This is a genomic window from Pseudomonas sp. C321 (genome assembly GCF_055407105.1).
In genome coordinates, this window is the sequence record NZ_JBUZRB010000002.1 from 249,202 (window position 1) to 267,777 (window position 18,576).

At 60.3% G+C, this 18,576-nt stretch carries 18 protein-coding genes; 10 read left to right on the forward strand and 8 right to left on the reverse strand.

Going from position 1 to position 18,576, the window contains the following annotated elements:
• Window positions 1-2: 2 nt before the first annotated feature.
• The 4 genes from rpoH to ftsY all read right to left on the reverse strand — a co-directional run bounded on the left by rpoH (window position 3) and on the right by ftsY (window position 4,116).
• Window positions 3-857 (reverse strand): RNA polymerase sigma factor RpoH, encoded by an 855-nt coding sequence (gene rpoH, locus ACZRJ6_RS07110; RefSeq protein ID WP_003176698.1) that lies wholly within the window; start codon window positions 855-857, stop codon window positions 3-5.
• 129 nt (window positions 858-986) lie between these two features.
• Window positions 987-2,012: a permease-like cell division protein FtsX gene (ftsX, locus tag ACZRJ6_RS07115; protein ID WP_463967760.1), complete on the reverse strand. Its 1,026-nt coding sequence runs from the start codon at window positions 2,010-2,012 to the stop codon at window positions 987-989.
• On the reverse strand, window positions 2,009-2,680 hold the full coding sequence (gene ftsE, locus ACZRJ6_RS07120) for a cell division ATP-binding protein FtsE (RefSeq protein ID WP_149412221.1): 672 nt from the start codon (window positions 2,678-2,680) through the stop codon (window positions 2,009-2,011). The genes ftsX and ftsE overlap by 4 nt, the downstream gene beginning before the upstream one ends.
• A complete protein-coding gene (gene ftsY, locus ACZRJ6_RS07125; protein ID WP_463967759.1) occupies window positions 2,677-4,116 on the reverse strand; it encodes a signal recognition particle-docking protein FtsY in 1,440 nt (479 codons plus the stop codon). Before ftsY ends, ftsE begins: the two co-directional genes overlap by 4 nt.
• Before the next feature lie 353 nt (window positions 4,117-4,469).
• On the opposite strand from ftsY, the gene ACZRJ6_RS07130 reads away from it, so the two are divergent.
• The 4 genes from ACZRJ6_RS07130 (at window position 4,470) to ACZRJ6_RS07145 (ending at window position 9,016) form a co-directional block, all read left to right on the forward strand.
• A complete protein-coding gene (locus ACZRJ6_RS07130; RefSeq protein ID WP_463967758.1) occupies window positions 4,470-5,825 on the forward strand; it encodes a M16 family metallopeptidase in 1,356 nt (451 codons plus the stop codon).
• On the forward strand, window positions 5,818-7,308 hold the full coding sequence (locus ACZRJ6_RS07135) for a M16 family metallopeptidase (protein ID WP_463967757.1): 1,491 nt from the start codon (window positions 5,818-5,820) through the stop codon (window positions 7,306-7,308). The genes ACZRJ6_RS07130 and ACZRJ6_RS07135 overlap by 8 nt, the downstream gene beginning before the upstream one ends.
• On the forward strand, window positions 7,308-7,922 hold the full coding sequence (gene rsmD / locus ACZRJ6_RS07140) for a 16S rRNA (guanine(966)-N(2))-methyltransferase RsmD (RefSeq protein ID WP_463967756.1): 615 nt from the start codon (window positions 7,308-7,310) through the stop codon (window positions 7,920-7,922). The genes ACZRJ6_RS07135 and rsmD overlap by 1 nt, the downstream gene beginning before the upstream one ends.
• Window positions 7,923-7,999: 77 nt before the next feature.
• Window positions 8,000-9,016: a hydrolase gene (locus tag ACZRJ6_RS07145; RefSeq protein ID WP_463967755.1), complete on the forward strand. Its 1,017-nt coding sequence runs from the start codon at window positions 8,000-8,002 to the stop codon at window positions 9,014-9,016.
• Here the strand turns inward: ACZRJ6_RS07145 and ACZRJ6_RS07150 are convergent.
• Entirely contained in the window at window positions 8,979-9,833 is an 855-nt protein-coding gene (locus tag ACZRJ6_RS07150) for a sulfurtransferase (RefSeq protein ID WP_463967754.1), read from the reverse strand. The genes ACZRJ6_RS07145 and ACZRJ6_RS07150 overlap by 38 nt on opposite strands.
• A 31-nt stretch (window positions 9,834-9,864) precedes the next feature.
• On the reverse strand, window positions 9,865-10,536 hold the full coding sequence (locus tag ACZRJ6_RS07155) for a TetR/AcrR family transcriptional regulator (RefSeq protein ID WP_463967753.1): 672 nt from the start codon (window positions 10,534-10,536) through the stop codon (window positions 9,865-9,867).
• A gap of 147 nt (window positions 10,537-10,683) precedes the next feature.
• On the opposite strand from ACZRJ6_RS07155, the gene ACZRJ6_RS07160 reads away from it, so the two are divergent.
• The 5 genes from ACZRJ6_RS07160 to ACZRJ6_RS07180 all read left to right on the forward strand — a co-directional run bounded on the left by ACZRJ6_RS07160 (window position 10,684) and on the right by ACZRJ6_RS07180 (window position 15,341).
• Window positions 10,684-12,111 carry a coniferyl aldehyde dehydrogenase gene (locus tag ACZRJ6_RS07160; protein WP_463967752.1) on the forward strand — a complete coding sequence of 476 codons (1,428 nt, stop codon included), beginning with the start codon at window positions 10,684-10,686 and terminating at the stop codon, window positions 12,109-12,111.
• Between the two features lie 28 nt (window positions 12,112-12,139).
• Window positions 12,140-12,685 (forward strand): twin-arginine translocation pathway signal protein, encoded by a 546-nt coding sequence (locus tag ACZRJ6_RS07165; RefSeq protein WP_463967751.1) that lies wholly within the window; start codon window positions 12,140-12,142, stop codon window positions 12,683-12,685.
• A gap of 33 nt (window positions 12,686-12,718) precedes the next feature.
• Window positions 12,719-14,314, forward strand: coding sequence for a GMC family oxidoreductase (locus ACZRJ6_RS07170; protein WP_463967750.1), 1,596 nt, complete (start codon window positions 12,719-12,721; stop codon window positions 14,312-14,314).
• Window positions 14,315-14,428: 114 nt separating this feature from the next.
• On the forward strand, window positions 14,429-14,908 hold the full coding sequence (gene coaD, locus ACZRJ6_RS07175; protein WP_049711086.1) for a pantetheine-phosphate adenylyltransferase: 480 nt from the start codon (window positions 14,429-14,431) through the stop codon (window positions 14,906-14,908).
• Between the two features lie 181 nt (window positions 14,909-15,089).
• Window positions 15,090-15,341, forward strand: coding sequence for a YfhL family 4Fe-4S dicluster ferredoxin (locus ACZRJ6_RS07180; RefSeq protein ID WP_133102465.1), 252 nt, complete (start codon window positions 15,090-15,092; stop codon window positions 15,339-15,341).
• A 32-nt stretch (window positions 15,342-15,373) separates the two neighbouring features.
• On the opposite strand, the gene mutM is transcribed toward ACZRJ6_RS07180, so the two are convergent.
• Complete coding sequence (gene mutM / locus ACZRJ6_RS07185) at window positions 15,374-16,186, reverse strand: bifunctional DNA-formamidopyrimidine glycosylase/DNA-(apurinic or apyrimidinic site) lyase (protein WP_463967749.1); 813 nt, start codon at window positions 16,184-16,186, stop codon at window positions 15,374-15,376.
• 36 nt (window positions 16,187-16,222) lie between these two features.
• The gene (locus tag ACZRJ6_RS07190) at window positions 16,223-17,035 is read right to left on the reverse strand and encodes an HDOD domain-containing protein (RefSeq protein ID WP_463967928.1); all 813 of its coding nucleotides are present in this window, start codon (window positions 17,033-17,035) and stop codon (window positions 16,223-16,225) included.
• Between the two features lie 187 nt (window positions 17,036-17,222).
• Between ACZRJ6_RS07190 and ACZRJ6_RS07195 the strand changes: the two genes are divergently transcribed.
• Window positions 17,223-18,419: a class I SAM-dependent rRNA methyltransferase gene (locus ACZRJ6_RS07195; RefSeq protein WP_133102468.1), complete on the forward strand. Its 1,197-nt coding sequence runs from the start codon at window positions 17,223-17,225 to the stop codon at window positions 18,417-18,419.
• Window positions 18,420-18,576 lie beyond the last annotated feature (157 nt).

The following is an 18,576-nucleotide window of genomic DNA, read 5'->3' on the forward strand; positions in this document are numbered from 1 at the left end:
TTTTAAGCGGCGATCGACAGTTTCAGCTTATTCATCGCGCTTTTCTCAAGCTGACGAATCCGCTCGGCCGACACGTTGTACTTCTGCGCCAAGTCGTGCAGCGTGGCTTTTTCTTCTGCCAGCCAGCGCTGGTAGAGGATGTCGCGGCTGCGGTCGTCCAGCACTTCCAGTGCTTCGTGCAGGTTGTGGTTGGAGTTATCGCTCCAGTCGGCATCTTCCAGTTGACGCGCCGGGTCGTACCGGTGGTCTTCCAGGTAGTTGGCCGGCGATTGGAAGGCGCTGTCGTCGTCCGCTTCCGCGGCCGGGTCAAAGGCCATGTCATGGCCGGTCAAACGACTTTCCATCTCGCGCACTTCCCGAGGCTCCACACCGAGGCTTTCCGCCACGCGATGGACTTCCTCGTTGTTCAGCCACGCCAGGCGTTTCTTCTGGCTGCGCAGATTGAAGAACAGTTTGCGCTGGGCCTTGGTGGTCGCGACTTTCACGATCCGCCAGTTACGCAGGATAAATTCGTGAATTTCTGCCTTGATCCAGTGCACGGCGAACGACACCAAACGCACACCCATCTCCGGGTTGAAGCGCTTTACCGCCTTCATCAGGCCGACGTTGCCTTCCTGGATCAGGTCAGCCTGGGCCAGGCCGTAGCCGCTATAGCTACGGGCGATATGTACAACAAAACGCAGGTGGGCGAGCACCATCTGCCGAGCCGCCCCCAAATCCTGCTCATAGTAGAGACTCTCGGCCAGTTCACGCTCCTGCTCGGGCGTCAGCAATGGAATGCTGTTGACCGTGTGCACATAGGCTTCCAGGTTCGCACCCGGGACCAAGGCATAAGCAGGTTGCAAAGAAGTGGTCATACGAAAAAACCTCCGACTCACATAACTCGTGCAGTTCAGCACTGCGAAAATTGACCGGGAACCGTAGGACAAGTTCCCTAAACCGCTGATACGGTCAATACAAACAAAACCACGTTAATCTGACATTAACTACTTCGGTGCCAACTCACGTAAATGCCGTGCGACCGCAATCCAAGCACCGATATACCCCAACAATACCGCGCCAAGCAAGAGCGACAGACCATCGGCTGCCGGCACGCCGGCCAGCGCAAAATCGCTGCCGTACAAACCGGCCAGGCCAACCACCGCATCGTCCAGCCAATCCAGGCCAAACGCGAGGACGCCCCAGGACAGAATCCCGGCACCGAAGCCATACAACGCGCCCATATACAGAAATGGACGACGCACATAGCTGTCCGTGCCGCCGACCAGTTTAATCACTTCTATCTCTGTGCGCCGGTTTTCAATATGAAGACGAATGGTATTACCTATCACCAAAAGTAATGCAGAAACCAAAAGTACCGTCAAACCGAAGACAAACCGGTCACCCAGCTTGAGAATTGCCGCCAGGCGCTCGACCCAGACGAGATCAAGCTGCGCCTGTTGCACCTTGGGCAGCTCGGACAGTTTTTGTCGCAAGGCTTCAAGGGTCGGCTTGTCGACTTCATTGGGCGTCACCAACACCACGCCCGGCAGCGGATTTTGCGGCAATTCTTTCAGTGCCTCACCCAAACCGGTTTGCTGCTGGAACTCTTCCAGAGCCTGATCGCGGCTGATGTACTCGGCATCAGCCACACCCGGCATGTTCTTGATCTGCTCGCGCAGAGCCTCGCCTTCAGCGGGACTGGCGTCCAATTGCAAGTACAGGGAAATCTGCGCCGCCCGCTGCCAGGAACCGCCGAGGCGCTCGACATTATTAAGCAGCAGCGACAAACCCATCGGCAGACTCAAGGCCACGGCCATCACCAGGCAGGTAAAAAAACTACCCACAGGCTGTTTGCCCAGACGACGCAGGCTGTCCAGCAGGCTGGCGCGGTGGTTTTCGATCCAGGCTTGCAGCAAGGTGCTGAAGTCCGGGCCGTCGTCCTCGTCGTGTTTCTTTTTCTTCTGCGGTTGCGGGTCGGCCGGTTTCGGCGCGACACGTTCGGAAACCTTAGGGCTGCGTGTAGCACTCATACGCCAGCCTCCCCGTCACCGATCAAGCGGCCGCGTTGCAGGGTCAGCATGCGATGGCGCATACGGGCGATCAGCGCCAGGTCGTGACTGGCGATCAGTACACTGGTGCCCAGGCGGTTGATGTCTTCAAAAACACCCATGATTTCTGCTGCCAGACGCGGGTCGAGGTTACCAGTGGGCTCATCCGCCAGCAGCAAGGCCGGGCGATGGACGATGGCGCGGGCGATGCCGACGCGCTGCTGCTGGCCGGTAGACAGGTCGCCGGGATAAAGATCGGTCTTGTCCGACAGCGCCACACGCTCCAGGGCCGAATCCACACGTTTGACGATTTCCGCCTTGGACAGCCCGAGAATCTGTAACGGCAAGGCAATGTTGTTGAACACCGTGCGATCAAACAGCAACTGGTGATTCTGGAACACCACGCCAATCTGACGGCGCAAGAACGGGATCTGCGAGTTACTGATGGTCGCCAGGTCCTGGCCCGCCAGCAGCAGCTTGCCAGTGGTTGGGCGCTCCATGGCCAGCAGCAACCGCAACAAAGTACTTTTGCCAGCACCGGAATGACCGGTGACGAACAAGAATTCGCCGCGACGCACTCTAAAACTCAGCTCGTGCAAGCCGACATGCCCGTTAGCGTAGCGTTTACCGACTTGTTCGAAACGAATCATGAACTCTCCCGCTCGGCAAACAGTGCCTGGACAAAGGGTTCGGCTTCAAAAGTTCGCAGATCATCGATGCCTTCACCGACACCGATATAACGAATGGGCAGCCCGAATTGTTTAGCCAGGGCGAAAATCACGCCGCCCTTGGCCGTGCCGTCGAGCTTAGTCAATGCCAGGCCAGTCAGTTGGACCGTCTGATGGAATTGTTTGGCCTGACTGATGGCGTTCTGGCCAGTACCAGCGTCAAGCACCAGCAAAACCTCATGGGGAGCGTCAGCGTCCAGCTTGCCCATGACCCGGCGCACCTTCTTCAACTCTTCCATCAGATTATCTTTGGTGTGCAGGCGACCGGCGGTATCAGCGATTAGCACATCAATGTTGCGGGCCTTGGCAGCCTGCACGGCATCGAAAATCACCGAAGCCGAATCGGCACCGGTGTGCTGGGCGATCACCGGGATCTTGTTGCGCTCGCCCCAGACCTGTAGTTGCTCCACGGCGGCGGCGCGGAAGGTGTCACCAGCGGCGAGCATGACTTTCTTGCCTTCCAGTTGCAGCTTCTTCGCCAGTTTGCCGATGGTAGTGGTCTTGCCGGCGCCATTGACGCCCACCACCAGGATCACGAACGGCTTGTTCGGGGTGATGACCAGTGGTTGTTCCACCGGTTTGAGCATAGCGGTCAACTCGGCCTGCAACGATTTGTAGAGCGCATCCGCGTCGGTCAGTTGCTTGCGCGCGACCTTCTGGGTCAGGCTCTGGATGATCACGGCGGTGGCTTCGACGCCCACGTCGGCGGTCAGCAGGCGGGTTTCGATGTCTTCGAGCAGTTCGTCATCAATGATTTTCTTGCCCAGGAACAGGCTGGCCATGCCTTCGCCAATGCTCGCGCTGGTTTTGCTCAGGCCTTGTTTCAGGCGGGCGAAGAAGCCGGTTTTACTGGCTTCGGTGACAGCGACTGGCTCCGGATCGGCGGCGGGCTCGATGACAGCTGGCGCCGCGACCACAACTGGGGCGACGACTGGCACAGGGGCAGGCTCGGCGACAACAAGGGCAGGCACTTCAACGACCGGCACCTCTTCAATCACAACCTGCACGGGCTCCAACGCCGGAATCGGCGGCACCACATGTTCAGCCTGCTCGTCTTCGACCAAGGCTACGGGCTCTTCCGCCACCGGCAAGACCAGCCAGGGTTTGTGCTCTGGCTCGGGCTCAGGTTTCGGCACGGCTTCAACAACCGGCTGCAATACCGGCTCAGCCATGGGCAACACCACCGGCACCAGCGTTTCGGCAATCGGCTCGGCTTCTACCGGCTCAGGGATCGGCTCAGGCTGAACTTGCGGCTGTTCGACGACGGTTTCCTGCGGCTTTTTGCGCAGCCATCCGAACAGGCCTTTTTTCTCGCCAGCCGCAGCTGGGGTCTTCTTGTCGTCGTTGGAACCAAACATGGAGGACGGCTATCTCAAGGTAGCGACGCGCCAAGGTGGCGCTTCGGTAAATAATATTCGATGCGTAACAGACTGTTTTTTAGCCAGCTTGTTCATGCGCAACATTTTGTAAGGCGTAAACACGGCCTCAACAAATCGATTCAATATAGGTCTGAAGCAATAAAATCGGCAAAAAAACAAAGATCGTCGAGGAAAACCACCGCTAACTCCATCATTCCTACGACTGAATCCGAAACAATTTGGATGCCTCGCGCCTTATAGCCGTGGCCGCCAGTAAAACGGATCAGTATCCTAGCATCTCCTCGCCCGCCGACGCTAAGACCAAGCGGGCAGCCCAACAGGTTTAAAAACGAATGAATGCTCTAGCCCGCCGCGCCGCAGGCCTGCTGCTCAGCACAGTTTGTCTGCCCCTTTCAGCCTTGGCTGCCGACCCACAACCCACCCATGAGTTCACCCTGGACAACGGCCTCAAGGTCGTCGTGCGCGAAGACCATCGTGCGCCAGTGGTGGTTTCGCAGGTTTGGTACAAGGTCGGCTCCAGCTATGAAACCCCGGGCCAGACCGGTTTGTCCCACGCCCTGGAACACATGATGTTCAAGGGCAGCTCCAAGACCGGCCCCGGTGAAGCGTCGTTGATCCTGCGCGACCTCGGCGCCGAAGAAAACGCCTTCACCAGCGATGACTACACCGCTTATTACCAGGTCCTGGCCCGTGACCGCCTGGGCGTCGCCTTCGAACTGGAAGCCGACCGCATGGCCACCCTGCGCCTGCCGGCTGACGAGTTCAGCCGCGAAATCGAGGTGATCAAGGAGGAGCGCCGCCTGCGCACCGACGACAACCCGATGTCCAAGGCCTACGAGCGCTTCAAGGCCATGGCCTACCCGGCCAGCGGCTACCACACGCCAACCATCGGCTGGATGGCTGACCTGGATCGCATGAAGGTCGAAGAGCTGCGCCACTGGTACCAATCCTGGTACGTGCCGAACAACGCCACCCTGGTGGTGGTCGGCGACGTGACTCCAGATGAAGTTAAAATCTTGGCGCAACGCTATTTCGGCCCGATTCCCAAACGCGACGTGCCACCGGCGAAAATCCCTCTGGAACTGGCCGAGCCTGGCGAGCGACTGCTGACCATGCACGTGCAGACCCAACTGCCGAGCGTGATCCTCGGGTTCAACGTACCAAGCATCGCCACCGCCGAAGACAAACGTTCGGTCAACGCCCTGCGCCTGATCTCGGCGTTGCTGGACGGCGGCTACAGCGCGCGCATCCCAACACAGTTGGAGCGCGGCGAAGAACTGGTGTCCGGCGCCTCGACCAACTACGACGCCTACACGCGCGGCGACAGCCTGTTCACCCTCAGCGCCACGCCGAACCAGCAGAAAAGCAAGACCGTTGCCCAGGCCGAAGCCGGCCTCTGGCGCCTGCTGGATGAGCTGAAAGCCAAACCGCCGACCGCTGAGGAGCTGGAGCGTATCCGCGCCCAAGTGATTGCTGGCGTGGTCTATGAGCGCGACTCCATCACCAGTCAGGCCACGGCCATTGGCTCCCTGGAAACCGTCGGCCTGTCCTGGAAGCTCATGGACACCGAGCTTGCCGAGCTGCAAAGCGTGACCGTCGACGACATCCAGAAAGCCGCACGCACCTATTTCACCCACGAACGTCTCAGCGTCGCCCATGTTTTGCCCGAGGAGACCGCTCATGAGTGACCGCAAAAATAGCCGCTTGGTTATTCCCGGCCTGATCGTTGTCACCCTGGTCGCCGCTGTGGCGGTGTATTTCGGCCGCCCGGACGAATCCGTCGCCAGTGAGGCGCTGGAAAAGGCCAAGGCTGCCAATACCCTGCAATCCCTGGCGGAACTGGACGGCAAGAACCCGACCAACCGCCAGCTCAACGTACAGACCTGGAATACCGCCGAAGGCGCCAAGGTGCTGTTCGTCGAAGCCCATGAACTGCCGATGTTCGACATTCGCATTCTGTTCGCCGCCGGCAGCAGCCAGGACGGCAATGCACCAGGCCTGGCCCTGCTGACCAACGCCATGCTCAATGAAGGCGTGCCGGGCAAGGACGTCGGCCAGATTGCCGCTGGTTTTGAAGGCCTGGGCGCTGATTTCAGCAATGGAGCCTACCGCGACATGGCCCTGGTTTCGTTACGCAGCCTGAGTACTGCCGACAAACGGGATGCCGCGCTGACGCTGTTTGATGACGTGATCGGTAAACCAACCTTCCCTGCTGATTCCCTGGCGCGGATCAAAAACCAGTTGCTGGCCGGCTTCGAATACCAGAAACAGAACCCCGCCAAACTGGCGAGTATCGAGCTGTTCAAGCGCCTGTATGGCGATCATCCCTACGCGCACCCGAGCGAAGGCAACGCCCAGAGCGTTCCTGGCATCACCCTCGCACAACTGCGTGAGTTCCATGCCAAGGCCTACGCCGCCGGCAACGCGGTGATTGCAGTGGTGGGCGACTTGTCCCGTGCCGACGCCGAAGCGATGGCCGCCAAGGTGTCCGCGTCGCTGCCAAAGGGCCCGGCGCTGGCGAAAATCGCTCAACCGGTCGACCCCAAGGCGGGTCTCAGCCACATTGAGTTCCCCTCCAAGCAGACGCATTTGCTGTTCGCCCAATTGGGCATCGACCGCGCCGACCCGGATTACGCCGCCTTGTCCCTGGGCAACCAGATCCTCGGTGGTGGTGGCTTCGGCACCCGCTTGATGAGTGAAGTGCGCGAGAAACGCGGCCTGACCTACGGCGTTTACTCTGGCTTCTCGCCGATGCAGGTACGTGGTCCGTTCATGATCAACCTGCAAACCCGCGCCGAAATGAGCGGCGGCACCTTGCGACTGGTCGAGGAAGTCCTCGCCGACTACCTCAAGACCGGCCCGACGCAAAAGGAACTGGACGACGCCAAGCGTGAACTGGCCGGCAGCTTCCCGCTGTCCACCGCCAGTAACGCTGATATCGTCGGGCAATTGGGTGCCATGGGGTTCTATAATCTGCCGCTCAACTACCTGGAAGACTTCATGAAGCAGTCCCAGGCCCTGACGGTAGAACAAGTCAAAGCCGCGCTGAATAAACACCTGAGCAGCGACAAAATGGTCATAGTCACCGCCGGCCCGACCACCGCGCAAAAGCCACTACCGCCCCCCACTGATAAACCTGCCGAGCAACCGCTCGGGGTTCCGGAGCATTAATGGCTAGTCCATCCCGTCCCAAAAAACCTGTCCACAACGTCCACAACGGTGTGGGCCAACTGCGCATCATCGGCGGAGAGTGGGGCAGCCGCAAACTGAGCTTCCCCGACGTAGTGGGCCTGCGCCCGACGCCGGATCGCGTGCGCGAAACCCTGTTCAACTGGCTCGCGCCGTATATTGCAGGCGCCAAGGTGCTGGATCCGTTTGCCGGCAGCGGCGCGCTGTTCCTGGAGTCTCTGTCCCGTGGCGCCGCCCTGGGCCAGGCGCTGGACGCCAGCAACGTAGCGGTCGCCAGCCTCAAGGAGCATCTGGGCACCTTGCGCTGCACCACCGGGCAAGTGCAGACCGCCGATGCCCTGCGCTACCTGGAAACCCAGGAAGCTCGTGAGTTCGACGTGGTGTTCCTCGACCCGCCGTTCAACCAGAACCTGCTGCCAACCGTTTGCGCGCTGCTGGAAGAGCGTCAGTGGCTGGCCGAGAACGCCTGGATCTACACCGAAAGCGAAACCGCGCCGTCTACCCTCGGCCTGCCCGGCAGCTGGCGCCTGCACCGGGAACAAAGGTCCGGGCGGGTGTATTACGCGTTGTGGCAACGTACGTCTGAGAGCGTTTAATACGCACGGTGCGCCCTCTTTTGTGGCGAGGGGGCTTGCCCCTCACCACAACAAGCCCGCTCGGCATAGAGACTTGCATGACCCCTTCTCCCGACCGCTTCACCCCAGCCTTCGGCCTCGGCAACCCGCACCTGCAAACGTTGTGGGGGCCGCTGTGGCGCCCTACCACTCATATCGAACGTCAGCGTGAACGGCTGTGGCTAGAAGACGGCGATTTTCTCGACCTCGACTGGCACGGCCCGCACGATCCGCACGCCCCGCTGGTGTTGGTACTGCACGGGCTGACCGGCTCTTCCAACTCGCCCTACGTGGCTGGCCTGCAAAAAGCCCTGGCGTTCCAAGGGTGGGCTAGCGTGGCGCTGAATTGGCGCGGCTGTTCCGGCGAGCCCAATCTATTGGCCCGCAGTTACCATTCCGGCGCCAGCGAAGATTTGGCCGCCGCCATTACGCACCTGCGAAGCAAGCGCCCGTTAGCACCGTTGTATGCAGTGGGCTATTCCCTGGGCGGCAACGTGCTGCTCAAGCATTTGGGAGAAACCGGCGAAGACTCCGGCCTGCAAGGCGCAGCGGCGGTATCGGTGCCATTTCGCCTGGATCAGTGCGCAGACCGCATTGGCCTGGGATTCTCTCGTGTGTACCAAAAGCATTTCATGCGCGAGATGCTGGCTTACATCCGCGTCAAGGAGCGCCAGTTTCTCCAGGATGGCCGTGAAGAAGGACTGAAAGCCATCTCCGCCCTCGGCTCACTGGAAAAAATGCGCACCTTCTGGGACTTCGATGGCCGGGTCACTGCGCCACTGCATGGTTACCTGAGCGCCGAGGACTATTACCGTCGGGCCTCCAGCCGGTATTTCCTGGGCGCGATCCGCACGCCGACCCTGATTATCCAGGCCGCCGACGATCCCTTCGTATTCGCCCACAGCCTTCCCGAGGCCAGCGAACTGTCGGCTTGCACCGAGTTCGAGTTGCTGGCCAAGGGCGGCCATGTCGGGTTTGTCGATGGCACGCTGAAGCGGCCGGGGTACTACCTGGAGCGGCGGATTCCGGCCTGGTTGCTCAGTCGCCCGTCGCAACAACCCGCTTCGGATCGGTAATCCACTCACTCCACGACCCGGCATACAGCTTGCCCAACGGATAACCCGCCAGACTCAGGGCGAACAGGTTGTGGCAGGCCGTCACCCCGGAGCCGCAATACGCCACCAGTTCATCCGCAGAGCGCCCATCAAGCTTGTCAGCAAAGCGCTGCTTGAGTTGATCGACCGGCAGAAAGCGGCCATCGCTGCCCAGGTTTTCGTTGAACGCGGCACATTGCGCACCGGGAATGTGCCCGGCCACCGGATCAAGGGGTTCCACATCACCGCGAAAACGCGGCTGGGCGCGGGCGTCGATCAAGGTCAGGCCCGGCTCGCCAAGACGCTTTTGCAGGTGTTCGGCGTCCAGCAACAAGCGATTGTCAGGCGCCCCCGTAAACGTCCCGACTTCAATCACCGGTGCATCCAGGCTCAGCGGTAAACCGGCGGCATGCCAGGCTTTCAATCCGCCATCAAGGATAAATACGCCATCGCGCTTGCCCAGCCAGGCCAGCAACCACCAGCCACGGGCGGCAAATGCACCGGGGCCGTCGTCGTACAGCACCACATCGCTGTCACCATTAACGCCCCAAGCCCGTAACTGCCCGACCAACTTGTCTGGCGCCGGCAGCGGATGGCGCCCGGTCACGCCCTTGGTCACCGGCCCGCTGAAGTCTCGTTCCAGGTCAGCAAAGCTGGCGCCTTCGATATGCCCTTCGGCATAGCTGCAAAGACCGTAATCCGGGTCTTCCAGGGCAAAGCGGCAATCCAGGATCACCAGTGCACCGGTCTTCTGGCGTTCGGCCAGTTGCTGGGGGCTGATCAGTTGGGCAAGCGGCATAGCGAACTCCCATGAATAGGTCAGAAAGGTTCTACTTCACGTCTTCCAGTGCCTGGCTCAGCGGCACGTAAAACTCCTTGAACAGTGCGTCCACCGCATCAAAAGCCTGCGGCGTGACAAACCCGGCTTCCAGCACCAGCACCTGATACACCCCGCGCTTGATCGCCTCGGCGCTCAGGTGCGCTGAGTTTTCGTTGGTGGTGCACAAAAAACGCACCCAGGAGGTAAGGATGATCCAGGCATTGAGGGTCAGGGCCTCCGTCTGCACCGGGTTCATGTTCAGGATGCCGGCGTCGACAAAACCCTTGTAGATAGCGCTGCCCTGAATCAGGCAACGTTGAGAAAAACGCCGGTAGCCGGTGGCCAGTTCCGGATCGCTTTCCAGCAGATGTTCCAGGTCGCGGTGCAAAAAGCGGTAGCGCCACATGCCGGCCAGCACCGCTTGCAGGTAGAAACGCTTGTCTTCGACGGTCACGGCACGGCCTTGAGGTGGACGCAGGAAACTGTCGACCAGGGCTTCGTACTCGCGAAACAGCACGGCGATAATCGCCTGCTTATTGGGGAAGTGGTAGTACAGGTTACCCGGAGAAATCTCCATATGGGCGGCGATATGGTTGGTGCTGACACTGCGCTCACCTTGCTGGTTGAACAGTTCCAGGCTGGTTTGCACGATGCGCTCGCTGGTCTTTACTCGTGGTGCCATGGGGGATCAGCTTCGATTACCAGTGGTGCGGGCATCTTACGACCTATCCTTGTCAGGATAAATCCAAGTGTTACTGCAATGTCATTTGACAACTTAGAGCAATAACTCTAAAAACTCATTCATTCCAATAAAAAGTCGGGAACTGCCATGTCTGCCAACGTTGCCTACCTGCAAGATTCCCAAGCGCTGGATCAGCTACAGGGGCTGTTCGACATCCAGCGCCGGGCCTACGCCGCCAACCCCATGCCGCCGGCCGCACAACGCCAGCAATGGCTCAAGGCCTTGCGAGATCTGCTCAGCGATGAACGCCAGGCGCTGATCGACGCCATCAGCAGTGATTTCAGCCATCGCAGCGCCGACGAAACCCTGTTCGCCGAGTTGATGCCCAGCCTGCACGGCATTCATTACGCCAGCAAACACCTCAAGGGCTGGATGAAACCGTCCCGTCGCGCTGTAGGCATTGCCTTCCAGCCCGCCTCGGCCAAGGTTATTTATCAACCGTTGGGCGTGGTCGGGATTATCGTGCCCTGGAACTACCCGTTGTACCTGGCCATCGGCCCGCTTGTCGGCGCTCTGGCGGCCGGTAATCGGGTGATGCTCAAGCTCAGTGAATCCACCCCCGCTACCGGGCAGTTGCTCAAGGCCCTGTTGGCGAAGATCTTTCCCGAAGACCTGGTCTGCGTGGTGCTCGGCGAAGCCGAAGTGGGCATCGCGTTTTCCAGGCTGCGTTTCGATCACCTGCTGTTCACTGGCGCCACCAGCATCGGTAAGCATGTAATGCGTGCGGCGGCCGAGCACCTGACGCCTGTCACGCTGGAGCTGGGTGGCAAGTCGCCGGCAATCGTTTCAGCAGAGGTACCGCTCAAGGACGCCGCCGAGCGGATCGCCTTCGGCAAGACGTTGAATGCCGGACAAACCTGCGTGGCGCCGGACTACGTACTGGTGCCGGAAGACCGTGTCGATAGTTTCGTCGAGGCCTACAGCAAGGCAGTTCGCGGGTTTTATCCGACCCTGGCCGACAACCCGGACTACACAGCGATCATCAACGAACGGCAATTGGCCCGGCTCAACGGTTACGTCAAGGACGCTACCGACAAGGGCGCGACTCTGATCCCGCTGTATGACCAGGGCCAGGGGCGGCGCATGGCCCACAGCCTGCTGCTGAATGTCAGCGACGAGATGACGGTGATGCAGGACGAAATCTTCGGCCCAGTGCTGCCCATCGTCCCGTATCGCGGCCTCGATCAAGCCTTTGCCTACATCAACCAGCGCCCTCGCCCACTGGCTCTGTATTACTTCGGCTACAACAAGGCCGAACAGAATCGCGTGCTCCATGAAACCCACTCCGGCGGCGTGTGCCTGAACGACACCCTGTTGCATGTGGCCCAGGACGATATGCCTTTTGGCGGTATCGGCCCCTCGGGCATGGGCCATTACCACGGCCACGAAGGTTTCCTGACGTTCAGCAAGGCCAAGGGCGTGTTGGTGAAGCAACGCCTGAACGCGGCGAAATTGATTTATCCGCCCTATGGCAAATCGATCCAGAAGTTGATCCAGAAGCTGTTTGTCCGCTAACAAACCCATCACCGGGATAACAATAAGAATGAACCCTAGCCTGATTGAAACACCTGGGTTGTCGCGGCGCGGAGTCCTGAAAGTAGGCCTGTGTGCCAGTGCGTTCCTGGCAACCGCAGGCGTAGGCGCCAGCCTTAGCGGTTGCTCCAGCAGCACCCCCGCCAGCGGCTTTGCCATGTTGCGCAGCAGTGACCTACCGTTTTTACGGGCGGTGATTCCAGTGCTGCTGGAAGGCGTGGCCAGCGCCCAGGAAGTGGCAGCTGGAATTGAAGACACGCTGAAAAAACTCGATTACAGCTTGCAACACCTGTCACCGGAGATGTTCAAGCTGACCCAGCAGTTATTTGACGTGCTGGGCATGGCCATCACCCGCGGGCCATTGACCGGCGTGTGGGGCAGTTGGGAAAACGCCAGCCGCGAGCAGATCCGCAACTTCCTGCACCGCTGGGAGAACAGCTACCTGAACCTGCTGCGCATGGGCCAGGGCTCGCTGCTCAAGCTGGTGATCATGGCCTGGTATTTCCGAGCCCAATCCTGGGCCCATTGCGGGTATCCCGGCCCGCCCAGGATCTGATCTGCATCCCTATAAAAACAAGAGAAGACACTGATGCCCGTACCTGATCTGTTCCGCGACGGCATGGCCCGCGGCTGGAAAACCCATAACGGCGCCGCCCTCGACCAGGACCTGACCCTGGAAGCCGATGTCGCGATCATCGGCAGCGGCGCAGGTGGTGGCACCACTGCCGAAATCCTCAGCGCCGCCGGCTACAAGGTGCTGTTGATCGAGGAAGGCCCGCTCAAGACCAGCAGCGACTTCAAGATGCTTGAGGACGAGGCCTACGCCAGCCTGTACCAGGAAGGCATCGGCCGGATGAGCAAGGACGGTGCCATCACCATCCTCCAGGGCCGCGCAGTGGGCGGCACCACGTTGATCAACTGGACCTCCAGTTTCCGCACGCCCGACCCGACGCTCGCCCACTGGGCCAGTGAATACGCGATCAAGGGCCACAGCAGCGCCGAAATGGCGCCCTGGTTCGAGAAAATGGAACAGCGCCTGGGCATCGCGCCCTGGGCTATCCCACCCAACGCCAACAACGATGTGATCCGCAAAGGCTGTGAAAAGCTCGGCTACAGTTGGCATGTGATCCCGCGCAACGTGCGCGGCTGTTTCAACCTGGGTTATTGCGGCATGGGCTGCCCGGTCAACGCCAAGCAATCGATGCTGGTGACCACCATCCCGTCGACGTTGGAGCAAGGCGGCGAACTGCTGTATCTGGCCCGCGCCGAACGCCTGAAGTTCAGCGGCGACACCATCACCAGCCTGGAATGCGTGGCGATGGACTCACGCTGCGTGGCGCCCACAGGCCGAAAAATTACGGTGAAGGCCAAGCATTACGTACTGGCGGGCGGCGGTATCAATAGCCCGGCGCTGCTGCTGCGTTCGGACGCGCCCGACCCCCATTCCCGGCTGGGCAAGCGGACCTTCCTGCACCTGGTGAATTTTTCCGCTGGGCTGTTCGACGAGGTGATCAACCCGTTCTATGGCGCGCCGCAGTCGATCTATTCCGACCATTTCCAATGGCAGGACGGCACCGCCGGCAAAATGTCCTACAAGCTTGAAGTGCCTCCGCTGCACCCCGGACTGGCCAGCACCTTACTCGGTGGTTATGGCACGCAAAACGCCCTGGACATGGGCCAGCTACCCAATACCCACGCCATGCTCGCGCTACTGCGGGACGGTTTTCACCCCGACAGCCAAGGCGGCAGTGTCGAACTACGCGGCGACGGCACGCCAGTGCTCGACTATCAAGTCTCGCCCTACGCCTGGGACGGCTTGCGCCGCGCCTTCCACAGCATGGCCGAGATCCAATTTGCCGGCGGAGCCAAGTCGGTGATGCCGCTGCACAATGATGCGCGCTACGTGAACACCCTGGCCCAAGCGCGCAGCATGATCGATGGCCTGAACCTGGAATTGCACCGCACACGGCTGGGCAGTGCCCACGTGATGGGCGGTTGCGCCATGGGCGACGAGCCGAAAAACGCCGTAGCCGACAGCCTCGGCCGCCATCATCAGTTGCGCAATCTGTCGATCCACGATGGCTCTTTATTCCCCACCAGCATCGGCGCCAACCCACAGCTTTCGGTGTATGGGCTGACGGCGCAACTGGCAACAGCACTGGCAGAACGTCTGAAAACAGCCTGAAAAAGCAGACTATTCGCGGTGTCTATAGTGCTTTCTTCTGAATAAGTTGACTTGGCCGACCGGGATGGCTGCGATACCATCCGGTTCCCCAACGGACTCCGCCAGGACGACGCGATGAACCGAGTGTTGTACCCAGGTACCTTCGACCCTATTACCAAGGGCCATGGTGATCTGGTCGAACGCGCCTCGCGCTTGTTCGACCACGTGATCATCGCGGTCGCCGCCAGCCCCAAGAAAAACCCGCTGTTTCCCCTGGAACAGCGCGTGGAGCTGGCCCGTGAGGTCACCAAGCATCTGCCCAACGTCGAAGTCGTCGGCTTCGCCACGCTGCTGGCGCATTTCGCCAAGGAACAGAACGCCAATGTATTCCTGCGCGGCCTGCGAGCGGTGTCGGACTTCGAATATGAATTTCAGCTGGCCAACATGAACCGTCAATTGGCGCCGGACGTGGAAAGCCTGTTTCTTACGCCGTCGGAGCGTTATTCGTTCATTTCCTCGACCCTGGTCCGGGAAATCGCCGCGCTGGGCGGTGACATCACCAAGTTTGTCCACCCTGCGGTAGCCGATGCGCTGACCCTACGCTTCAAGAAATAAAATAATTGTGGCGAGCGGGTTTACCCGCGCCGGACTGCGCAGCAGTCCCATTTTTGGGGCCGCTTCGCAGCCCAACGCGGGTAAACCCGCTCGCCACAGCTCGCACTGCGGGCGCCAATGCGGCACAATTGCGCGCATTAGTTTTCAGATGCCTTGGCCATGTGCCCTGGCAGGAGTCCCCATGTCCCTGATCATCACCGACGATTGCATCAACTGCGACGTTTGCGAACCCGAGTGCCCGAACGCCGCCATTTCCCAAGGCGAAGAGATCTATGTGATCGACCCGAACCTGTGCACCCAATGCGTCGGCCACTACGACGAACCCCAGTGCCAGCAGGTTTGCCCGGTGGATTGCATTCCGCTGGATGAGGCTCATCCAGAGACGCAAGAGCAGTTGATGGAGAAGTATCTGGTGATTACCGGGAAGGCTTAAGGATTAGCTCGGCCCAAGTGCTTCCCCTTCAATCAGCTCTGGCACCTGGGGCAAAACACGCTCGCCCGCTGCCCCAGCTTCACTTCGCGCAACTCGGTCCCGCAGACTTTGCAGCCCGCCCCGCCACGGCCATAGACGAACAATTCCTGCTGGAAATACCCCGGCTGCCCGTCGCCGCCGATAAAGTCCCGCAGTGTAGTGCCGCCGCGCTCGATGGCGGCGGCGAGAATGCGCTTGATCTCAATCGCCAGCTTCAAATAGCGCCCACGGGAAATGCCTCCGGCCGCACGGCGCGGGTCGATCCCGGCAGCGAACAACGCTTCAGTCGCGTAGATATTGCCCACCCCCACCACCACCGCGTTGTCCATGATGAACGGCTTCACCGCTATGGACCGCCCACGGGACATCTGGAACAGGCGCTCGCCATCAAACAGGTCGGTCAACGGCTCCGGCCCCAGGCGAACCAGCAGTTCATGGTTGAGCGGGTCCAGGCTCCAGAGCATCGCACCGAAACGTCGAGGGTCGGTGTAACGCAGGGCCAGGCCCGACTCCAGCTCGATGTCCACATGCTCATGCTTGGCCGCCGGCAGGCCGACCTCCACCAGCCGCAGATTGCCCGACATACCCAAGTGGCTGATCAAGGTGCCCACTTCGGCATTGATCAACAGGTACTTGGCCCGCCGCTCCACCAGCACGATGCGTTGCCCGGAAAGCCGCACATCCAGGTCTTCGGGGATCGGCCAGCGCAAGCGCCGGTCACGCACCACCACGCGGCTGACCCGCTGGCCTTCCAGGTGTGGCGCAATACCGCGCCGGGTGGTTTCGACTTCGGGTAACTCGGGCATGTTTACCTCTGGTATGAAGGGGCCGTGAATAAAAGATCAGTGCGTACCCAGCTCGCGAATCGACAACTTCAGGCTCTCGAAGTCGTAATCCGACAAACCGACGTAATCGAGCACCAGATGGCCGATGCTGTTCCACTCGTGGTCATCCACCTGATTGCCCAGCACCCGGTAAGAGGCGCAAATATGCTCGGCCATTTTCAGGATCGCCAGCAGGTTTTTCAGCGGGCTGTTGCGCGCAGATTCGTCGCTGAAAATCGCCAGGGCGTTGTGGTGGTTGGCGATGGCGTTGGTCACGTGCTCCGGCAAGCGCCAGGATTTGGCCGTGTAATAGCCGACTACCGCATGATTGGTATTGAACGCCCGATTTTCGGTATCGACCACGCGGCACTCCGGGCCAGCGCAGGCGTAGGACTCTTCCAGCACCGCCATGTAATCAGGGAAGCGCTTGAGCATCAGCGGTACGCCACAATCGTGAAACAGCCCCAGGGCATAGGCTTCGTCCACAGCCTGGGAGCCAGTGCGCTTGGCCAGGGTCAGGCACGTCATGGCGACGTCCTGGGCGGTGTCCCAGAACCGGTTGAGGGTGACGATGGTGTCGTCGCTCATCTCTCCCTTGATCGACTGGGCGTTGATCAGGTTGATGATCGAGCGGCTGCCCAGCAGGTTTACCGCCCGTTGGATCGAAGCAATCTTGTTGCTCAGGCCGTAATACGGCGAGTTGACGATCTTCAGCAACGAGCCGGAAAGGCCCGGGTCCTGGGCGATCAGCCGGGCAATCACTTCCAGGTCCGGGTCGGGCATGTACTGCTCCATCTGCAAATCCACCATGATTTGCGGTTGAGGCGGCACGCTGATGCCTTGCAGGGCCTGCTGGATCTGTTCGGCGGAAAGCTCTTGGGACATAAGTTCATACTCTGGGCTAGGCGGCGATTCTAACCCTTATAAAGGATGGGTCGACACCTTCCCGCACATCCGGCGGCGCGATCAATTGCTACACAACAGGGTATACTCCCGCTCTTTTTTCCGGAGCGACGTCATGTCCCTGCCAAGCCTGCGTCTCAAAGCCAACGCCGATCGTCGTTTGCGCAACGGCCACCTGTGGGTCTACAGCAACGAAATCGACGTGGCCGCCACCCCACTTCATGGCTTCAAGGCAGGCGACCAGGCGATTCTGGAAGCGGCCGGCGGCAAGCCGTTGGGCATCGTGGCCATGAGCCCGAACAACCTGATCTGCGCCCGCCTGTTGTCCCGCGACGTCAAGTTGCCCCTGGACAAATCCCTGCTGGTCCACCGCATAAACGTCGCCCTGTCCCTGCGCGATCGCCTGTTCGACAAGCCGTTCTACCGTCTGGTGTACGGCGATTCCGACTTGCTGCCGGGTCTGGTGGTCGACCGTTTCGGCGACATCCTGGTGGTACAGATCGCCTCGGCGACCATGGAAGCCCATAAAGACGACGTGATCGCCGCGCTGACCCAAGTGCTCAAGCCCAGCGGTATCCTGTTCAAGAACGACTCCGCCGCCCGCGACGCCGAAGGCCTCAACCGCTACGTCGAAACCGTATTTGGCCTGGTGCCGGAATGGGTTGCCCTGGAAGAAAACGGCGTGAAGTTCGAAGCGCCGGTCATCCAAGGCCAGAAAACCGGCTGGTTCTACGACCACCGCATGAACCGCGCCCGCCTGGCCCCTTACGCCAAAGGCAAACGCGTCCTGGACCTGTACAGCTACATCGGCGGCTGGGGCGTGCAAGCCGCCGCGTTCGGAGCCAGTGAAGTGTTCTGCGTTGACTCTTCGGCCTTCGCCCTCGACGGCGTCGAGCGCAACGCAGCGCTGAACGGTGTTGCCGAGAAAATGACCTGCGTCGAAGGCGACGTCTTCGAAGCCCTGAAAGAACTGAAAGCCAGCGAAGAACGCTTCGACGTGATCGTCGCCGATCCTCCTGCCTTCATCAAACGCAAGAAAGACATGAAAAACGGCGAAGGCGCCTACCGCCGCCTCAACGAGCAAGCCATGCGCCTGCTCAGCAAGGACGGCATCCTGATCAGCGCCTCGTGCTCCATGCATTTGCCAGAAGATGACCTGCAGAACATCCTGCTGACCAGCGCCCGTCACCTGGATCGCAATATCCAGATGCTGGAGCGTGGCAGCCAGGGCCCAGATCATCCGGTGCACCCGGCGATTGCCGAGACTCGGTATATCAAGAGCATTACTTGCCGGTTGTTGCCCAATAGCTAAGGCTAAGGCCAGGACCGATTTCAAATTGAAACCGGCCCCACTGTAGGAGCTCGCGAAAAACGCAAGGGCACCGCGGGCTACCTGATAGCGCTGCGTTATCGTTGACGTTTTTCGCGAGCAAGCTCGCTCCTACAGGAAACGAGACACATCCTGACCC

Bases quoted from the DNA above. Each gene is read 5' to 3' on its own strand.
- rpoH (WP_003176698.1), bottom strand. From the start codon at position 857: ATGACCACTTCTTTGCAACCTGCTTATGCCTTGGTCCCGGGTGCGAAC.
- ftsX (WP_463967760.1), bottom strand. From the start codon at position 2,012: ATGAGTGCTACACGCAGCCCTAAGGTTTCCGAACGTGTCGCGCCGAAA.
- ftsE (WP_149412221.1), bottom strand. From the start codon at position 2,680: ATGATTCGTTTCGAACAAGTCGGTAAACGCTACGCTAACGGGCATGTC.
- ftsY (WP_463967759.1), bottom strand. From the start codon at position 4,116: ATGTTTGGTTCCAACGACGACAAGAAGACCCCAGCTGCGGCTGGCGAG.
- ACZRJ6_RS07130 (WP_463967758.1), top strand. From the start codon at position 4,470: ATGAATGCTCTAGCCCGCCGCGCCGCAGGCCTGCTGCTCAGCACAGTT.
- ACZRJ6_RS07135 (WP_463967757.1), top strand. From the start codon at position 5,818: ATGAGTGACCGCAAAAATAGCCGCTTGGTTATTCCCGGCCTGATCGTT.
- rsmD (WP_463967756.1), top strand. From the start codon at position 7,308: ATGGCTAGTCCATCCCGTCCCAAAAAACCTGTCCACAACGTCCACAAC.
- ACZRJ6_RS07145 (WP_463967755.1), top strand. From the start codon at position 8,000: ATGACCCCTTCTCCCGACCGCTTCACCCCAGCCTTCGGCCTCGGCAAC.
- ACZRJ6_RS07150 (WP_463967754.1), bottom strand. From the start codon at position 9,833: ATGCCGCTTGCCCAACTGATCAGCCCCCAGCAACTGGCCGAACGCCAG.
- ACZRJ6_RS07155 (WP_463967753.1), bottom strand. From the start codon at position 10,536: ATGGCACCACGAGTAAAGACCAGCGAGCGCATCGTGCAAACCAGCCTG.
- ACZRJ6_RS07160 (WP_463967752.1), top strand. From the start codon at position 10,684: ATGTCTGCCAACGTTGCCTACCTGCAAGATTCCCAAGCGCTGGATCAG.
- ACZRJ6_RS07165 (WP_463967751.1), top strand. From the start codon at position 12,140: ATGAACCCTAGCCTGATTGAAACACCTGGGTTGTCGCGGCGCGGAGTC.
- ACZRJ6_RS07170 (WP_463967750.1), top strand. From the start codon at position 12,719: ATGCCCGTACCTGATCTGTTCCGCGACGGCATGGCCCGCGGCTGGAAA.
- coaD (WP_049711086.1), top strand. From the start codon at position 14,429: ATGAACCGAGTGTTGTACCCAGGTACCTTCGACCCTATTACCAAGGGC.
- ACZRJ6_RS07180 (WP_133102465.1), top strand. From the start codon at position 15,090: ATGTCCCTGATCATCACCGACGATTGCATCAACTGCGACGTTTGCGAA.
- mutM (WP_463967749.1), bottom strand. From the start codon at position 16,186: ATGCCCGAGTTACCCGAAGTCGAAACCACCCGGCGCGGTATTGCGCCA.
- ACZRJ6_RS07195 (WP_133102468.1), top strand. From the start codon at position 17,223: ATGTCCCTGCCAAGCCTGCGTCTCAAAGCCAACGCCGATCGTCGTTTG.